Source organism: Arcticibacter pallidicorallinus, assembly GCF_003002875.1.
In the GTDB taxonomy this organism is placed as follows: Bacteria; Bacteroidota; Bacteroidia; order Sphingobacteriales; family Sphingobacteriaceae; genus Arcticibacter; species Arcticibacter pallidicorallinus.
This window is the reverse complement of record NZ_PVTH01000003.1, coordinates 1-20,412: the sequence shown is the minus strand read 5'-3', so window position 1 is coordinate 20,412 and position 20,412 is coordinate 1. Positions and strand designations below refer to the sequence as shown.

At 48.6% G+C, this 20,412-nt stretch carries 4 protein-coding genes; all 4 read left to right on the top strand.

The annotated features are described in order from the left end of the window. The first annotated feature begins 3 nt into the window (after positions 1 to 3). Complete coding sequence (locus tag B0I27_RS05055) at positions 4 to 1,032, top strand: PorP/SprF family type IX secretion system membrane protein (protein WP_106292135.1); 1,029 nt, start codon at positions 4 to 6, stop codon at positions 1,030 to 1,032. Positions 1,033 to 1,090: 58 nt separating this feature from the next. Next, positions 1,091 to 7,432, top strand: a complete 6,342-nt coding sequence (locus B0I27_RS05050) for a beta strand repeat-containing protein (RefSeq protein ID WP_146133091.1) — start codon at positions 1,091 to 1,093, stop codon at positions 7,430 to 7,432. A gap of 114 nt (positions 7,433 to 7,546) precedes the next feature. Further along, on the top strand, positions 7,547 to 11,374 hold the full coding sequence (locus B0I27_RS05045) for a tail fiber domain-containing protein (protein ID WP_181276685.1): 3,828 nt from the start codon (positions 7,547 to 7,549) through the stop codon (positions 11,372 to 11,374). 21 nt (positions 11,375 to 11,395) lie between these two features. Further along, positions 11,396 to 20,412: hypothetical protein (locus B0I27_RS05040; protein WP_146133090.1), on the top strand; the 9,017-nt coding region annotated here is incomplete at its 3' end.

Genomic DNA, 20,412 nt, shown 5'->3' with positions numbered 1-20,412 from the left:
GATATGAAACAAAAGCTACTATATATAATCTTTTCACTGCTGTTTGCACTTAATTCACAGGCGCAGGATCATATTTATTCGCAATTCTATAACGCCCCCAATTATTTGAATCCGGCCTTAAACGGCCAGTTTGATGGTGACCTGAGAATGAATCTGGTGTACAGGAATCAGTGGAGTGCCCTTCCCGGCAATCAAAACTATCTGACTTTTTCAGCCGACTATAATATGCCAGCCTTAAACGGCGGTCTGGGCTTGCTGGTTACCAGCTCAAATGAAGGAACAGCCTACCTCCGCAAGCTTAATATCTCGGGAATTTATTCTTACAGCGTTGACTTTGATAATGCAGTCCTTTCTTTCGGTCTACAAGCCGGCTTTACTCAGCGGGAAATAGATTACGGTAAAATTGTTTTTGGCGATCAGATTGATGCGATCGATGGAATCATTCCAGGTGCGGTATCCGATGCAACCCTTCCAGAATATAATAACAAATACTTTTTCGATGCCGGAGCAGGCGTCAACCTGGTGGTAGGCAATTTCATGTCAGGACTGTCGGCACAGCATATAAACAGGCCTAATGAGTCCTTCACCGGTTCAAAATCAACATTGCCCGTTCGTCTTAATGCCCATGCGAGTTATCGTCTGCCATTAAATCCATATGGAGACGATGATGGTTCGAGTCTTATTCCCTCGCTGGTAGTTTATAATCAGGCAAATGCCAACCTCATCAGTGCGGGATGCCAGTACAAATATAAAGGAGCAAATGTAGGACTCTGGTATCGCAGTGATTCAAAAGGAGGTCGGGATGCCCTTGTTGTTTCTCTCATCTTCGATTTGTTCATCAGAAAAGATATGTATGATAAAGTTCGACTCGGTCTTAGTCACGATGCAACCCTGTCTAAAATGCAGTATGGAAACACATCAGGCACTTCAGAAGCTGCATTAAGTTACGAAACCACATTCCCGGGCAGATCGAATGGTGCTTCAGGAGCAAGACGCCGAAGCGACAGCCGAAGATGCTATGATTTTTACTAAACCCCGTTCAAGAATATATACCATGCCAGCTAAACCAATAAACCATAAACATTCCCTCATGAATAAATTCGTCAAGTATTTAGGCGTACTTATCATCGTTTTCGTCGCATTAAAATCGAATGCTCAGGTAGGAATAGGCACGCTAACCCCAGACCAAAGCGCCCAGTTAGACGTAGCATCAACATCTAAAGGGGTGTTGATACCCAGAATAACAGCTTCCCAGCGCAGCGGAATAAACAGCCCTGCTACAGGTTTACTTGTCTACCAGACAGACGGATCTGCAGGATTCTATTTTTACGATAACGGATGGCAGCGACTGGTTAAGAATACAGAGTTAACTACTGGAGGAGGGGCCACGGGTAACGCGATGTTGAGTGGTACAACGAATCCGGCTTCCACCGTCGGATCAAATGGCGACTTCTATATCAATACCACCACTCATATGCTGTTTGGCCCGAAACAGTCTAATGCCTGGCCGGCTAATGGGGTGCCGATGACGGTATCCGGTCAAGATGTAAGTTCCTCCGGAACGATACTTATAACCAATGGAGCAAAAGCGGCTTTAACCCCCTTAAGTTTGGATCTTGCAGATAAGGCCGTTTCAGCATCAAAAATTGCGGACGGAGCAGTATCAAACAAGGCACTCGACAAAGCGAATATACCTCTTAGTGGATTTGCTCCTCCAACAGGCAACATCGCAATGGGTGGTTACAGAATTACAAACATGGCATTGCCAACAGCCAGTAAAGACGCTGCCACCAAGAAATATGTAGATGACCTGTTTGCTCAGGTTGCGTCTTTTGATCCAGTTCTTAGCCTTGATGCCGCTCACAATTTGTCGCTTAAAGGAGGAAACTCTATTAGTCTGGCAGATCTTAATCAAACCTTGAGCCTGGCCGGATCCGTGCTTTCCATATCCGGCCCGAGAGGTAGTCACGTTGATTTAGCAGGACTTCTGAACGGTGGAGGATCAACAGGGCCAGGCGGTGTTGTTATCCATGATGCAACCTTAACAGGCAGCGGCGTTTCCACGAGCCCATTAGGTATATCCAGTCAGGCGATTGACGCTTTGAAGATGAAAGGCTTAACCGGCAGTGGCGTTAGTGGGCAAGTGCTTTCTTCTAACGGGACTGGCGGATTTAACTGGGTGGACGCCGCGTCAGGCACAGGACAGGGTACCATTACAGGAATTACAACTTCAGGAGGCTTATCCGGTGGTGGAACGTCGGGTACTATTTCGCTTGGTATCACCGATAATGGAATTGGTCTGGGTAAGTTGGCTACTATCCCGTCATCCACCATTTTAGGTAATCCGTCTCCCGCTTCTTCCAGCCCATCCGCCATGACGATGCCGCAGCTAAAGAACTTGCTGGCCTTAACCGCTTCAGATGTTGGCCTGGGGAACGTAAAAAACCTCGATCAAACCAATGCTGCTAATTTGACTACTGGAACCATTCCTTCAGGAAGATACGGGACTGCCAGCATCCCAGCATCCTCGATAATTGGAAATGGACTTGTAAACAATTATCTGAGAGGAGACGGCACATGGGGAGCCATAGCTGGCCTCTCAGACGATCAAACAGCCGCAGAAGTTGCAGTTACACCATCCGGCGCATTAATATCTACCAACGTACAGGCAGCTTTGGAAGAACTGCAAGGCAAGATTACAACCGCGTCAAGCGGAGGAATGACTGGTGTAAAACACGATGCTTCCATATTTTCAGGAGATGGTAATTCCACCAATCTGACCATTGGAGATGGTAAAATTGCTATGAGCAAGCTGGCTGCTCTTCCCGCAAAGTCGTTGTTAGGGAACAGCACTATAAATGCGGGACACCCCCAACCTATTTCAATCGGTACTGGACTGTCTTTAAACGCAGGTGTATTATCTGCAAACGGGGGGATAGCCGGTGAAAATGGTGGTGATGTGACCTTGGCAGGAGAAAGCTATCTGACGCTTACCAACCAGACGCTAACTGCCGGGGCGGTCGACCTTTCAGGAAGTCATGCAAAGGGTATCTTAGCCGAAGGTCGGTTTCCGGCTCTTAAAGGTGACGTCACCAATGTTGCAGGAACGCTGACAACAACGCTCAAGTCAGTAGGTACAGCCGGCACGTATCGGTCGGTAACTACCGATGCCCAGGGTCGGGTAATAGCGGGTACCAATCCTACAACTTTAGCTGGATACGGGATTACTGATGCAGCGGCAACAGGTCACACACACTCGCTGGAAGCTCTTTCAGACCTCTCAGTAGGAACGAAGGCTGGTGGAGATATCTTGCAATGGAATGTCACTACCGGTAAATGGGAAAATAAACCGTTAACCTCCACGAACCAGTCTATAAACTTCGCCCCAGCTGTGTCAGGTGATGTAACAGGCGCCGCATCGGGCTCCACGTCTTTAACTCCTACCTTAAAAATTGGTACGGGTAAGGTCACTAATGATATGCTGGCCGGAGGAATCGATTTAACGACGAAAGTCATCGGGATATTGCCAATTGCTAATATACCCAAGATGCTGACGGATATTGTCGGTTTAAACGGTCTGACTTTCGCTTCCTTACCGACAGGCTTCAGTATCGGTGGGGGAACCAATGCGAAAACGCTGACATTAACTGATAACGCTATTGTTTCCGGAGATAATACCGGCGATCAGAACGCAAGCACAGTTTCTTTAGCACCCTCCATTACCGGAATAACCGGTTCAACCGTTCAGGAAGCGATAACAGAATTACTGACCAAGATAGGAGACAACTCTTCGGACGTCAGTGGTAAAGTCACCGGCAATCCACTTATAGTAGCCGGAACAAAGACAAAAATTTCGTACGATACAAAAGGATTGGTTACAAAGGGAGAGGATGCTACCACCGCAGATATAGCCCCGTCAACTGATAAAAGATATGTAACAGATACGCAGCTGAGCACCCTGACAAATACAGCAGGCACTAACACCGGAGATCAGACCTTAAGCCTGACTGCCGGGACCCTGACAATCTCAGGTGCTGCCGGAAATAGCGTCAGTGGCATAGGCAGTATCACGGGAGTAACGGCCGGAGCCGGACTCTTGGGAGGAGGAACAACAGGAACTGTAAGCCTTAGTGTTGCAGATGACGGCATTGCAGCAAAGAATTTGAAAGGCGGCAGTGGACCGCTTACTAATGGTACCGCTGGTCATATTCTCAAATCAAATGGGAATGGCACGTTTTCGTGGATGGACATTTCGGGGGGAGTCTCAGCGGATCCTTCAACATTATCTCTAGGCGAGGGGCAACTTTATATCGGTAATGCTGCCGGAAAGGCTGCCGCAACGTCCAAGCAGGCAATACCGTTAAGCGGCTTTGGAGCAGCTACCGCTGAAGTGGATATGGGAGGAAATAGGATTACTAACCTCAATTCTCCTGTCGCCGCTACGGATGCTGCGAACAAGGAGTATGCAGATACAAAGATCAGTAAAAATGAAATAGGCGTAGCTTCAGGTGTCGTCCCGTTAGACCTGTCTGCGAAGATTGACAGTAAGTTCCTGCCTGAATCGTTACTGGGTGCCGTGACTTACCAAGGTACATATAATCCAGCATCGGGTACTCTACCTCCGGCTTCAACAGAGAAAGGGTCGTATTACATCATAAATACAGCAGGCACTATTGGCGGTACCCCATATAATATTGGGGACTGGGTTATTTCGAATGGCGTAGACTGGGGCAAAGTTGCCAGCAGTAGTACTGTTTCATCTGTATTCGGACGGACAGGTGCTATTGTTGCCGCTAACGGCGATTATCATACAGATTTAATTAAGGAGAATACGGGAGCTAGTAACAAATTTTTCACTGACGCTAATGTCGCAGCAAACTCCACTATACAGAATAAAGAGGATAAGTCGAATAAAGTAAATGTTATAGCCACAACTCAAGCGCCCGAGAAATACCCTTCTGCAAATGCGGTAGTAGCTTATGTTAAAACACTGGTTCCCGATCCTGGAACTGTCAACCAGGTATTAACAATAAATGCTGCCGGTAAGGCAGTCTGGAGTACTCCAGCACTTGGTGGAGGCGGTACCGTTGAATCCGTATCTGTTTTAGATAACGCGGGTATAAAAGGGGTCGTTACTAATGCAACAACAACGCCTGAGATCAAGCTTAGCTTAGGTGATATTACCCCCACATCGGTCACTACCACAGGAGCGATCAAAGCAGGAACCACTATTGCCGCAGCAGGTGCAATAACCGGTTCCAATATATCTCCAGGAGCTAACTTATCTGGAACAAATACAGGTGATCAGACGATATCTCTGACGGGGGATATTACTGGAGCAGGAAATACCCCTACTACAACGATTGCTACAACAATAGGAGATAGCAAGATCACTTCCTCTAAAATTCTGGACGGAACGATTGCAGCAGTCGATATAGCAGACGGTGTTATCACTCCATCTAAACTCCAAATTACAGGTGCTGCGGGGACACCAGGTCAAGTACTAACGGCTGTTGCGGGAGGCTTTGCCTGGAGCACGGGCGGGGCAACGAACCTCTCTTACACAGCAAGCCCGTTGTCAGGAACTATTACGAATAGCAATGGCTCAGCCGCCACTATCACTGCTGCCTCCTCAACGAATGCTGGCTTAATGCTTCCGGAATACAAAACCAAACTTGATGCAATTGCCGCTGGCGCTAATAATTATACATTACCAACAGCTTCTGCTAGTGCCTTAGGTGGTATAAAGATAGGAACAGGCTTGGCTATTGACGCTTCAGGAATAGTATCGGCGACTGGCGCAACTTTGCCAGCAATAGCCGATAAGACGTTATTAGGGAATAGCTCAGGTTCAAACGCTGTCCCAACCGCATTGGACGCTGCGACTGTTAAAACTATTCTAGGCCTGGGAAATGTGGAAAATACAAAACTTTCGACATGGATAGGCTCATCTAGTATTACTACCCTTGGAACTATTTCGAATGGAGTATGGGGAGGTAGCACAATACCTGTTAGTAAGGGAGGGACTGGGGCAACAACAGCTGCGGAGGCAATAAATGCTTTATTGCCAGGTCAAGCAGGTAACTCTGGAAAAGTCTTGCAAACGAATGGTACTGCGGCGTCTTGGGTCCTGCCGTCTGGTGGAATACCGCCAATTGGAGCATCTACTATTTTGGGAAATAATACAGCTGGGAGCGCTACGCCTGTTGCATTAAGCGCTATTCAAACAAAGTCCCTACTTGCACTCGACAACGTTAAAAACGTTGATCAAACAAATGCAAGTAATATAACAACCGGGAAGATATCTTCGACTCTTTTTGATGCTTTGACTATACCAATCGGTGCAATCGCCGCCGGAGGTACAGCCACATCCAGTTCCTACCTTCGTGGAGATGGTACGTGGGCTGCAATAACCGGAAGCGGGAATGATGTTAATCTAACATATTCTCCGCTGCCGACATCTGGACAGATGCAAGCTGGGAATGGGGGAGTAGCGACCATTCCATTAGTAACTCCTCTGAGTGGAAGTAATTTAGCGGGCTTAATGGCTCCGATCGACAAGTTAAAAATCGATAAGATACCCACTATAACAAATACTGCGCTTGAAGGCAATGTATTAACTGTATTAGCTGGTGGCGGTACGGCTTCTTGGCAAGCGCCTTCTATATCCTATTCGGCTACAGATGTCGCTGGTGCCATATCCATAACCGGCGGGAATATTAGTCCGGTTGGTTCCGTAACCCCTAATATTATAAGCGGTACAGCAACCACACGTGGCGTGGCTGGTCTAATGCTACCGGATGATAAGACAAAGTTAGATAAGATAGCTGATATACCTAATCCGGCAATTGATGGACAGGTGCTCACCCTAAACGGAACAACTGGAAGAGCAGAATGGAAAACTCCAACAACTGGAGGGGGAGGAAGTAGCGCAGGACCCGAGCAATACTTTGCGACAGGATCGGGACTTGGGGCGAAAGATGTTTTAGTTAAGGGTTGGGGTGCTCATATCACTTGTGATTGGTCAACAGACATAACGGGAATGGGAATCGAGATTCCTGGTTTTGTTATCACGATTCCAGCAAATGCAAATTTGGCTTCTTGTCGAATAAACGTAACTGAACAGAGTAAAACAAGTGCAATAAAGAATAGCCGTGCAGGAAATTATAAATTTTATCTAAAAATCATTGACCTCTCGAAAAGGACAAATAATACGATAGACGACATCTTTATGCCAGTTTTTTCTTTTCTAAATCTCGGCGCTCCTATTAAAGTAGACAGAAATACTAACGGGAACATAGCTTTAGAGTCGAGTATGTCCTTAGGCAATACTGGTATTCTAATGATTGAGATAGGAGGTGTCGCCGCTGTTACTGATGGATGTGGATTAAGTGGTGACGGACCCGGTTTTTCTGTTAGTCTGACTTATTGATTTCCTATGAAAGCTTGTACTCCTTGGTATTTAACTTTTCTGCTGCTGACTATGCCCATTGTATCTACCACAGCACAGACTGTAAGGCAATTTAATGGGCTCTATAACATTAGTTTGATAAAATCAATCAACGGGGGATATGATATGTCGGGGACATTTTCGGACCTGAGTAACATTTTCACCGCTTCAAATGTCGTGGTTGGCGACCAAGTAGTAGACGCAAATGGGAATACATATGCGATACAAAAAATAACCTCAGTAAGTGGCAGTGTTATTAGTGTTGAAACAAAAGGATTCAATAGTAATTATCCTACAATGGGGCAAGGTATAATCTACCGGCCGACAGTAAGTGGATACCCATTAATTGCAAATAGTACTCCCTCAAATGTCTTAAACACAGTTCTGAATACTTCTACTATAGCTATAAGTTCTGACATCCCGAAGTTTTTATCGGGAACATCTTTGCCAAACATTTCATCAAAGTCAGGAGATGTTGTCCTATACGCTATAACAAACAGTTTCTACAAATTATTGGCAACGAATTGGCAGGAGCTCGTAGTAACTCCAATGACAAGCTTTGCCACTTCAATATCTTCCGTTCCAGTCAACGCTGAAGGGTCAATCGTTTATTTGCTCAGAACCAATAAGAACTACATCTCTAATGGCTCCTCATGGATAGAAATTCCCGTTGTTTCATCCCTTCCCTCCATGCCCAAATTCGGCGACGTTTACTACCAAACCGGCGAACAAAAGTTGTACATGATGGCAGATGGCGGAGCAACCAGCACCCCCCAATGGCTCCCCATCTCCTCCTCCTCCATTCCCGGTGGCGGAAGTGCAGACCTCCCAACGTCTCCCAACCCCGGAGACCTTTTCTTCAATACCGACGAAAACAAACTCTTCGTCTACGATATCAACAACCAGTGGCTCGAAGTCTCCATCAACGGATCCACACCCGGTGGCGTACTTAACCCCGACCCTGCTAGTGCACCCATAACCGAAGGTCGCCTTTTCTACAATACAACAGAAAAACAGCTCTATGTCTATAATGGCAGCACCTGGATGCCGGTAGGCAATGCCCTCTCCAGCGGCCAGATCTTCGTCGGAAACCCATCCAACGTCGCGGCGGCAGTAAGCATGTCGGGCGATGCCACCATAACCAACAGCGGCAAGCTTACGGTGAAAGCGAAAGCAATATCAGACGAAAAATTAGATAAAGAAAATATACCATTAAGCGGTTTCGCAACACCAACGGATCATGTATCCCTCGGCGACGGAACAACCAACTATAAGATCGTCAACCTGGCAAATCCATCAGCAGCACAGGATGCCGTCACCAAGTCTTACGTAGATGTGCTCTTCCTTAACCCCACAAGTCTCCTTACCCTCCCCTCAGGAAATTTCTTCGTCGGAAACGCATCTAATAAAGCAGTAGCAACCCTGAAAAGTGCTATCCCGCTAAGTGGTTTCGGGCTTCCTGCTACTAATATCGCCATGAACAATAAGCTGATCACTGGTTTGGCTAGTCCTTCCAATGACGGCGATGCCGCTAATAAGTTGTATGTAGATACCCGACCGGTTTATCCCATTAACATCAGCCTCTATCGTAACATGCTATTGATGGGAAACGATCAGGGACAGGCCGGAATGGTAGAAAAGAAGGACATTGCTTTTAGTGAGTTTGGTGCGGCTATCGCAGAGGTGTCTCTTGGTGGTTTTAAGATTACCAACCTCGCAGAACCTGCAGCACTCCAGGATGCCGCCACAAAAAACTATGTAGACAATAAGGTGTTTGCTCCGACCAATCTTGCCCTTTCATCGGGCCAATTGTTTGTCGGTAATGCTTCAGGAAAGGCAGTGTCGACAGCAAAAGCAGATATTCCGCTAAGCGGTTTCGGCCCCGCAGCAACGGAGATTTCTATGGGAAATCACAAGATTACTAATCTGGCCGCGCCCCTTACCGATAGCGATGCCTCCACTAAAAAATATGTGGATGACCTGCTTTTAAACCCTGTCAACACGCTTGCCCTCCCTGCGGGTAACTTCTTTGTCGGAAATACTTACGGAAAAGCCGCGCCCAGTCTGAAAAGTGCAATACCCCTAAGTGGTTTTGGAAAAGCGACCGAAACAGTATTTATGGGAGACGCATCCAGCCAGTTCAATATCAGTAATCTCGCCGAACCGTTGCAGCCAAAGGATGCAGCTACAAAGAATTACGTAGATCAGAAGGTGAGTAACCCCTCATCTATATCTTTGTCAGCGGATCATATCCTGCTGGGAAGTCCGGCTAATATCGCTGAAGCGATATCCATAGGAAACGTCTCGTTAAGCCGATTCGGAGCTGTCATAGAAAATCTGTCGCTATCTAATTACAAACTTACCAACCTCGCAGATCCCACTCAAGATCAGGATGCTGTCAATAAAAAATATCTTGCCGCACAACTGTCGGGAATTACCTCCCAGCTCTCATTGCCTACGGGCCAATTGTTTGTCGGTAATGCTTCCGGAAAAGCTGTGGGAGTCGCTAAGAACACCATTCTTCTTAGCGGCTTTGGCGCACCAGAAACTGATATCAGTTTTTCAAATCATAAGTTAACCGGACTTCAGGATCCGTCAAGCGACCAGGACGCAGCCACTAAAAAGTATGTTGACAGTAAGTCGGGCACTATCCCCGGAGGGACCACCCCGCCGTTAAATCCTACAGCGGGCAGTACCTATTACAATACTACTGAAAAGGTGTTCTATGTTTTTGATGGCAATCAATGGGTACCTGTTGATAACGCTTTACCTATGGGGCAGCTTTTTGTAGGAGATGCCAGCAATAGGGCCGCTGCTGCTCAGAAAACTTCCATACCCTTAACGGACTTCGGCAAGCCCACCAAAGATTTGCCCCTCGAAAACTATAAAATAATAAACCTCGCAACTCCCACAGCAGAACGCGATGCAGTAAATAAAAGATACGTCGACAGCCTGCTTGCTAATATCAATACTACTCTCTCTCTTCCCAGAGGGAATATGCTGGTAGGCGACGCAAACGGAAAAGCGTCGTCTACAGCGAAGAGTGCTATTACCTTAAGCGGATTTGGTGATGCTGAGGCAAACATATCCATGGGGAGTGGTAGCAATAATTACAAAATTATCAACCTGGCAAACCCTTCCGCAGATCAGGATGCAGCCACAAAGAATTACGTAGACACCAAACTGGATGCGTCAGGTATCAATAAAGTGGCTCCAAATACCCTGCTCGGAAATAACTCTGCGGTTGAATCTGCCGCACAGTCCTTAAGCCCTGCGCAGGTAAAAGCAATGCTGGCCCTGAATAATGTTGATAACACCGCCGACGCTTCTAAGACGGTACTGGCGGCCACCAAGCTAACCAATGCCATTACTATAAATGGAATTCCGTTCGACGGGTCCTCAAACATTACTATCCCAGGCGATCACCTCGGTAACCACACAGCAACGCAAAACATTAAAACTTTATCTTATTCGATCAGCAGCGACGGTGCCGCAAATCGCGGTCTCAGCTTTGAATCAACAGGTAGCGCAGTTCTCGCTCAGGATCTTACTGTGAGAGGTAACCTTTATACACCCTCAGATCGAAAACTGAAAACCAAAATAGAAACCCTTGCAAATGCACTGCAAGCTATTGATCAGATGCGCGGCGTCCGCTTCGAATATAAGGATCAGAAACGCTTCGCAAGCGGTCCTAAGATAGGGCTGATCGCACAGGAACTTCAAAAACTTTTCCCTGAAATGGTCACCCGGGATAGCGATGGCTTTTTGAAAGTGGACTATACACAGCTCTCCGGCCTCCTGATTCAGGCCGTTAAAGAGCAGCACGTGCTTTTGAAGAATCAGCAAACGGAAATCAACGACCTGAAAGATAGAATTGAAAGCCAGCAGCGGCAGATCGATTTGATACTTGACAAGATGAAGTAAGATGGTATTTGAGCAACGGTATTGAGAAAATTATCACACATAGCTAAAATCGTCCTTTTCGTCCTCTTTGCGGTACTGAAGACCGCTTCAGGACAAGACTACTTTCGGGTAATGGACGGCGTTCCACACCTTCCGGTGCTGGATCCTGCTGCTGTGATTTCTCCTCAGAAAGGCATGCTGGTTTACAGTAGCGCCAACGCAGAGCCATTTATCTATACCGGCTCTGATTGGGAAAGTCTCTGTACAGGTAATATCTCAGGGACGTCTACTCATGACTTCTTCCTGGTCAAAGAAGGTATTCCCTTCCTGCCCGCACTAAATGACGCCCCTGTGGGAATACTGCTCCCGGGCACGATCTATTATTCAACCGCAAGTAATGCTGTTATGATCTTCAACGGCGGTTCCTGGTTGAAAGTTGCCGAGATGAGTACCGCCACTATTGCCCAAAGCAAAGGCTTTAGTGCTGGTCGTGATGCCAATACCTGTAAATTCCCCGTCCTCGACAAAGACCCCAGTCCAAACGGGCTTTCTGCCGGAGCACTCTATATCAATTCCGACACCAGAACCATCAAATATTATGATGGTTATAATTGGAAATCACTTGCCTGTCGCGCTATCGTTAAGACACTGCCTGTTGAGGATATCACGTCAAAGACCGCACTTGGCGGAGGAGAGGTTCTCGTAAATGGAGGTTCCCCCGTTACCCTGACCGGTCTCTGCTGGAATACCAATCCAAACCCCGATATCTTCCTTCCTACCACTACGCAATTCCCGGCCACCGGTAGTGGAATAGGCACATTCCAGAGCGCAATAACTGCTCTGATGCCGAATACGACCTATTATGTTCGGGCTTACGCAATAAATGGCCAGGGTGTTGTCTACGGCGAAGATGTCGTGTTTAAAACCCCTGTCTCCACTCCCGAAATCATCACCCTTCCGGCAATTCATATCACCAGTATCTCGGCAGAAAGCGGAGGAAGCATCACAGCAGACGGCGGAAGCCCGGTAACCAAGCGTGGCATCATCTGGAGCAGTATCACCGATCCGCTTAACGTTCCGACTCATACCAGTACAGACGATGGTTCAGGCGTGGGCCCCTTCCCGAGTACATTGGAAGGACTTCTCGGCAATACCACCTATTACATTCGCGCGTACGCCGTTAACGTCGTAGGAATAGCCTACGGCAACCTGGTCGAATTCACGACACCGGCCCCCGTACCGCCAGTGCTTAATCCCTCTCTTTCCATTACAGATATTACCGGAGACTCCGCCACCGGCTCTGCCCTGATCATTAACAATGGTGGAGCTATCGTAACCGAAAAGGGTGTCTGCTACAGTAAAGACCAGATCAACTACATATACGTTCCATCTGCTACAGCGACGCCTACGGATATAGGGGCGTTTACGACCCTGCTGAGCGGCTTAGAGCCAGGAACGACATACTACGCAAAAGCATACGCCACCAATAGCGCAGGTACAGGCTATAGCAGCGAAACAAGTTTTATTACCGCCGCGCTTGCTACCATTACCACTATTAAGCCATACGACTATTCCGGTACCACCGCATTAAGTGGGGGCACTATCAGTAACACCGGCTTCTCTGTAATCAGCAAGAGAGGAATTTGCTGGAGTACGGACAGAGACCCTACGATAGCTCTTCCTACCACAACCTCTGAACCACTGGGCTCCAACGGTTCCGGAGCCTTTACCAGCACCATGAAGGAGCTGCTTCCGGGTACTACTTACTATGTGCGTGCCTATGCAGTGAACAGTGCGGGTGTTTCTTACGGGAATCTCGACAGTCTCCATGTTCCCGATTTAGCAACCGTTCACACGGTCGCTGCATCTTCGCTGTACCAAACTACGGCAACCGTTGGCGGACATGTGTCAGCAGATGGCGGCGCGTCCGTAACCGAAAGAGGAGTCTGCTGGAGTACCGCCGAAAACCCGACAATAGCGAATTCCCGTTCAGCACAGGGTAGTGGACTGGGTTGGTTTAGCGCCGTCCTCAAAGGTCTGACCTCTAACGTAACTTACCATTTCAGAGCCTATGCGGTGAATAAAGCAGGCGTTTCCTACGGAGAAGATCTTACGTTCAAGATCGTGCCGGAAGCACCGGTTATTATTACCCTGAATGTCACTGAGATTACCAGTATGTCTGCTCTTAGCGGCGGTGATATCACCAGTAGCGGTGGTGCTTCGATAACTCTGCGGGGTATCATATGGGGCACAGCCGGCGACCCTATAACAGATCCAAATGCCAACATCGTGTCGAATGATGGCTCCGGAGTAGGCTATTTCCCAAGTAAGATGGAGCATCTGCTGGGTAATACCACTTATTACGTAAGGGCCTACGCTGTCAACAGCTACGGCAAATCCTATGGCGACCTGAAGATCTTTCAAACGCTTCCTCCTATATTGCCGTCTGTGCTGCCGCCGGCTTTTGAGATCGCCAGCATCACCAATACCAGTGCATCGGGTACGTTCCTGGTCGTCAACAATGGAGGAGCACCGGTTACCGACAGAGGTATCCGCTACAGTAAGGACAGGAAAAATTATATTTATGTCTCTTCAACTACGCTGAATAAGACAGATATAGGTACTTTCCTCGCCTCGCTCACCGGCCTTACGCCAAACTCCACTTATTATGCGCAGGCTTATGCTACCAATGAAGTAGGTACGGCCATAAGTGCTGAGGCAAGTTTCCGTACATCTTCTCTGGCCGTACTAACGACTACGCCACCATCTTACGTAACCGGGTTCTCCGCTTATAGTGGTGGCGACATCACTTCCACCGGCGATGATGTGATCTCTGCAAAAGGCGTCTGCTGGAGTACGGAAAGGATACCAACCGTTGATCTGGAAACTAGAACCTCCGAACCGGTCAACGGCATCGGAACGGGAACCTTCGTCAGCCGCCTCCGCGACCTGACCCCTGGTACAACCTACTATATCAGAGCCTATGCTGTAAACAGCTTCGGAACAGCTTACGGGAATCTGGACAGCCTCACGACCGCATCTACAGCAGAGATCACTACTGCGCCTGCTCATTCGATAACCAATATGACGGCGGTCAGCGGCGGATATATCCCTAACGACGGTAATTCGACAGTCTATAGCAGAGGTATCTGTTGGAGTACGAGTCCTAATCCTACCACCGCCGATACCTATTGGTCAAGCGGTTCAGGTGTGGGAACATTCTCCATCAAGATGACGGGGCTACTCGGTGCTACCACCTACTATGTTCGCGCGTATGCGGTAAACGATGTGGGTACGGGCTATGGTAATCAGGAATCTTTCAGCACTGCTGATCCTCAACCAGCACTGGTTATAACCCGGGACGTGATCAACATCGGCGGAAAGACAGCCCTTGGAAGAGGAACGGTGAGCAATCATGGAGGAGCATTAGTTACCGAACGTGGGATTTGCTGGAGCACAGGCGACAATCCGACCATACTTGATTCCAAAGCAACTTCAGGCGATGGTACCGGAGGCTATTCTGCCCAGCTGACGAATCTGACGCCTAACACCAAATACTACGCCCGCGCATACGCAATCAACAGTGCGGGTGTGGCCTATGGAGAAAGTGTCAGCTTCCTGACCTTTACCATCCCGACCATCATCACCACTCCTGCCTATTCAATCACCGCTACAGATGCAAAGAGCGGAGGCGACATTGTAAGCGATGGGGGGTCTACGGTTACTTCAAGTGGTATATGCTGGAACACGACTGGCGATCCGAACATAAACGATACCCGCACCACCAGCGGAATAGGCGTAGGTAATTTCATTCATAGTCTGACGAAGCTTCTCGGAAGTACCAAGTATTATGTCAGAGCCTATGCTATTAACAGCGCTGGTGTCGCCTACGGAAACGTGGAAGAATTCGTAACCGGTCCGCCGGTAATTCCAACCCTGACTACAATGGAGGGCCGAAGCGGCGTGACGGGAACCACCGCACTTTCAGGCGGTACGATATTAAGTGATGGCGGAGCGCTGATTCATACGGAGGGACTGGTGTGGAGTACCGCTTCAGGATTCAAACCCGACACGGTTGTAGTCAATAAGACGGTCCAGGCCGGCACTGCCAATTTCACCTCAACCCTCAGAGGTCTTAAACCCGGCACTACCTATTATGTGCGGGCTTATGCTGCCAATTCCGTAGGTACAGGGTATGCAAGTAATGAAGTGATGTTCAAAACGTTTGATGTCCCTTCAATCGTTACCATAACACCAGACCCTGCTACCCTTACCAGCGTTTCGGTCAAAACTGGAGGTACGATAATCTCCAACGGAGGAACGGATATCATTCAAAGCGGTCTTTGCTGGAGCACAGATCCATTGCCGGCCATCGCTGATGAGCACACCACCAACGGATATGGCTCAGGTAGCTTCGTCACTACGCTTACAGAGCTTATGGGAAGTACTCTTTACTATGTCAGGGCTTACGCAACGAACACTGTAGGAACAGGTTATGGAAATGTAGAAACCTTCAGCACCAAAGCGCCTGTTCTGGCGACCATAATAACGACTAAGCCAACCGCAACATCTTCTGTAACAGCAGTCAGCGGAGGTAATATTGTCAGCCACGGGGGGTCCGCAGTCACGACAAGAGGTATCTACTGGAGCACCGAACGGAACTTTAATCCTGATACGATCACCATTAATAAAACCGCTCAGACCGGTTACTTCAAAGGAACATTTACCGCAGATCTTACCGGGCTGGTTCCTAACACCACCTACTATGTTAAGGCATACGTCGTAAACGGAGTAGGAACTTCTTTTGGTGAAGAGATGAGCTTCAGAACACCTACGCTGGCGACCATATCCACAGCATATACAACGGCTACCGGTCCGACCAAGGCCAATAGCGGCGGAAATATTACTGATGACGGTGGTGCAGATGTCACTCAAAGGGGTGTGGTCTGGAGTCTGTCAGTTGATTTTATTCCGGATACGGTCGTTGCCAATAAGCTAAGCAGTGGCAGTGGAGCAGGCGTTTTCGTGAGCAGGCTGACTGACCTGAAAGCAAGCACAACCTATTATATCCGTGCCTTTGCAACAACCATTGCCGGAACCAGCTACGGTAACCTGCTTAGCTTTATCACAGATCCGGCCACTCTTCCAACCCTCAGCACCCGGGATGCCTGGAACATCAACGGCCTTAGCGCTTCTACGGGAGGAATCATCACCGATAACGGCGGAGAACCGGTCACCACGCGGGGCGTGGTCTGGAGCACAGTATCCGGTTTCAATCCCGATACGGTCGTGAACAATAAAACAGTTCAGGTCGGTTCAGGAAACGGATCATTCTCGACCGGCATGACTGGTTTGAGCCGGGGTACTACCTACTACGTCAGGGCTTACGCAGTCAACAGCGTGGGTACTGGCTACGGCGATGAGATAACATTCATTACGCTCGACATTCCGAAACTGAATACATTGACGACTGTTGCCGGAACAGACGGGAAGTCTGCAGCCAGTGGCGGAAAGCTCATCCATGACGGCGGGGCCTCTGTGTACAATCAGGGTGTTTGCTGGAGTACCAGTCCTCAACCGACTGTTAACCTCCATAGCAAAACAACTTACGATCCGTGGTCTGGTGCCTCTTTTAGCAGTTCTCTTCAAGGCCTGAATCCGGTCACGAAATATTATGTCCGTGCGTATGCCACCAACAACCAGGGAACCGGTTACGGAGAGGAAGTCGAAGTCACCACCTTACCTGCGCTGGCAACCATTACTACCACTTATGCCACAGTGACCTCCAAATCGACAGTGGTGACCGGAGGAACTATCAGTGCAGATGGCGGAGCCGCGATAACACAAAGGGGCGTTGTTTGGAGTACAGACGAAGACTTTGATCCGGATACGGTAACCGTAGCAAAGACCATAGACGGCGTCGGAACCGGATCATTTAGCAGTACCGTAGCCAATATGGAGCTGAGCGCGACCTATTACATCCGGGCTTATGCTACAAATGCTGCGGGAACGGCCTACGGTAATCAAATAGCAGTGACTATTTTTCCTACAGCTCCGATATTAAATACGAACGAACTGACTGATATCGCCGGATTAACGGCAAAGAGCGGTGGTGTCATTACAAGTGACGGAGGAGCTCCGGTTACTCTTAAAGGTATTTGCTGGAACACTCAACCCAATCCAACGATCAGCAACAGTCGTACCTACAACGGCGAGGGAACCGAGGCATTCTCGGCTTTGCTGACCGGCCTGAAGCCCAATACCCTCTATTACGTCCGTGCCTACGCAATCAATAAGATCGGTACGGCATACGGGGTTGAGAGGACATTCCAGACAAACGGAATTCCAACCCTTACGGCTACAGCTCCGGTTACCAATATTCTCGCTACATCAGCTCAAAGTGGAGGTGAAATTACGGACGATGGCAGAACGGCTATCCTGGTTAGAGGACTTTGCTGGAGCAGATACAGTAATCCCGACGTGTCCCTGTCCACCAAAACTGAAGATCGTTCTTCCGGAAGCATCGGAAGCTTCATTGCTTCGATGAGAGGATTGGCAGCCAATACGACCTATTACGTCAGGGCATATGCAACGAATGGTGTAGGCACGGGATATGGCAGTCAGGTTCAGTTCACCACCAACCAGGTAATGCTGCCTACTCTTATAACCCTGACGCCAACCGAAATCGATAGCGTGAAAGCAACCAGCGGCGGTGATATCAGCGACGACGGCGGAATGCCTATTACGGGTCGTGGAATCTGCTGGAGCACTACCCCCGACTTTACGATAACCGTCAATTCCAAAGTCTATAACAGCGTGAGCAGTGTTGGCGAGTACACCAATTACCTGACGGGTTTGCTTCCCGGAACTAAGTATTATGTGAAAGCTTTTGCCATCAACAGCAAGGGTACGGCATACGGAAATCTCGAGAGTCTGGTAACAACCATCATCAGGCCCTCCGTAAGCAATGTTCAGCTTTCTGAACTCACGATGGTCAGTGCCAAAGGTACCGCTAATGTGATTTCCACAGGTGGGTCACCGGTGACAGACCGGGGTCTGTATTGGAATACCTCCGGGAAAAGTCCGGTGTATCCTGTTCCTCAGGATAGCATGCTGTCAGTGACTGAGAATGGAACACTGATAGCAGGAACGATCATCCGGTTGTTACCGGAAACGAAGTATTATGTTTGGGCGTATGCGACCAATGCGGCAGGCACGCGCTTCAGTGCAACTGCTACTGTTGTCACCACTCCTACACTGCCTTCGCTCACGACCAACAAGGCAACGGCTATCACTAAAAATACAGCCACTACAGGCGGGAATATATCCAAAGACGGAGGTCTGCCGGTTACAGCACGCGGCGTGGTCTACAGTCTCTCAGGTACTCCTACTTTAGATAGCTTAAAAGCAGCCCATGCGAATGGTGGCATCGGGAACTTCAGTGTTGGTCTTACTAATCTGCTGCAGGGCAGGACCTATTATGTAAGAGCCTATGCTACAAACGCCATGGGTACAGCCTATGGTAATTTAGATAGTATCACTACGCCGACCACGCCTACAGTGATCACCATTAAAGCCGGCGATATATTAAGCTCAGGACTGACGAGTGGAGGCGATGTTCTGAAGGATGGAGGTCTGGCTGTAACCGCCAGAGGTGTGTGCTGGAGTAGCACCGATATTCCAACCGTTGCCTTAGCTGCCAAAACTACCAATGGCACTGGAACCGGACCTTTCGTCAGTACAATAACAGGCCTCAAGCATATTACCACCTATTACATTAGGGCTTATGCGACGAACAATCTCGGTACCGCTTACGGCGATATAGATACCGTTAGAACGCAACCCATTGTTCCATCAGTAGGTGTCGTGTCGATCCTTTCTCTGAGTGATTCTACAGCTGTTGGAACGGTGGAGGTTACTGATGATGGGGGAGCAGAGGTTACCGTTAGAGGCTTCGTCTGGGCAACTAAAGGGATGCCGACCTTGTCGGATAATGTCATTCAAGATTCCGCCGGTGGAACGGGAAGTTTTGAGGGTACCATCGAGAACCTTGCCGAAGGTCCTACCTATTATATCCGCGCTTACGCAACGAATAGTGTCGGGATAGCTTTCAGCAAAGAGGTAACAAGCTTCAAGATCTGTAAACCATTTACCAGTATTCATACTGCCGGATTGAACGGCGCGCCTGTAAGTAAAACAGTAAACTATGGAAATGTCAGTTCCAATTTATCCGGAAACCTACTCTGTTGGTTAACCCAGAATTTGGGAGCTGATCAGCAAGCTACAGCTGTAAACGACGCAACAGAAGCTTCAGCCGGTTGGTACTGGCAGTTCAATCGTTCTAAGGGCTATAGATCGGAGAATGGGGTTCGCGCACCGTCCAATGCCTGGACACCCTGGATTACGAGTATTTCAGAAAATCGGTCATGGCAACCTGATAATGATCCTTGTAATTTACTTCTGGGTCTCGGTTGGCGTATTCCGACATCGGCAGAGTGGATAGCCGCGGATGCTGCACCTCAAAACTGGACGAATGCCGCGAATGCTTACGCTTCTGTGCTGAAACTTCACTCGGCGGGAATGCTGACGCAGGGTGGAGGAACCCTGGAGGGTCGCGGTGTGTATGGCCGTTATTGGACTGCCACCCAGTATAGCAGCACGAGTTATGGATATTTTCTGGACCTGCTTAACGGTAGTTCAGTTAGTTATGCAGATAAGGCTTATGCTTTCCCTTTACGCTGCGTTCGGGACACTATTGTAAAGAGCGTGCCTTCAGTCAGCGATGTAGTAATTGGAGAGATGACCCCACAAACGGCCCTTGGTTCAGCTACCGTTAGTCTTGATGGAGGAGCCCTGGTTACATCACGCGGACTATGTTTTAATACTACCGGCACACCTACGACTTCAGATATATGCGTACCTGCAGGTAGCGGTATAGGGTCTTTTGAAGGTATCCTGGGAAGTCTTCGCGAAGGTCCGACTTACTACGTCCGTGCTTATGCTACCAACAGCGAAGGCACTTCTTATAGCCCGGCTGTAACCAGCTTCAAGATCTGTCC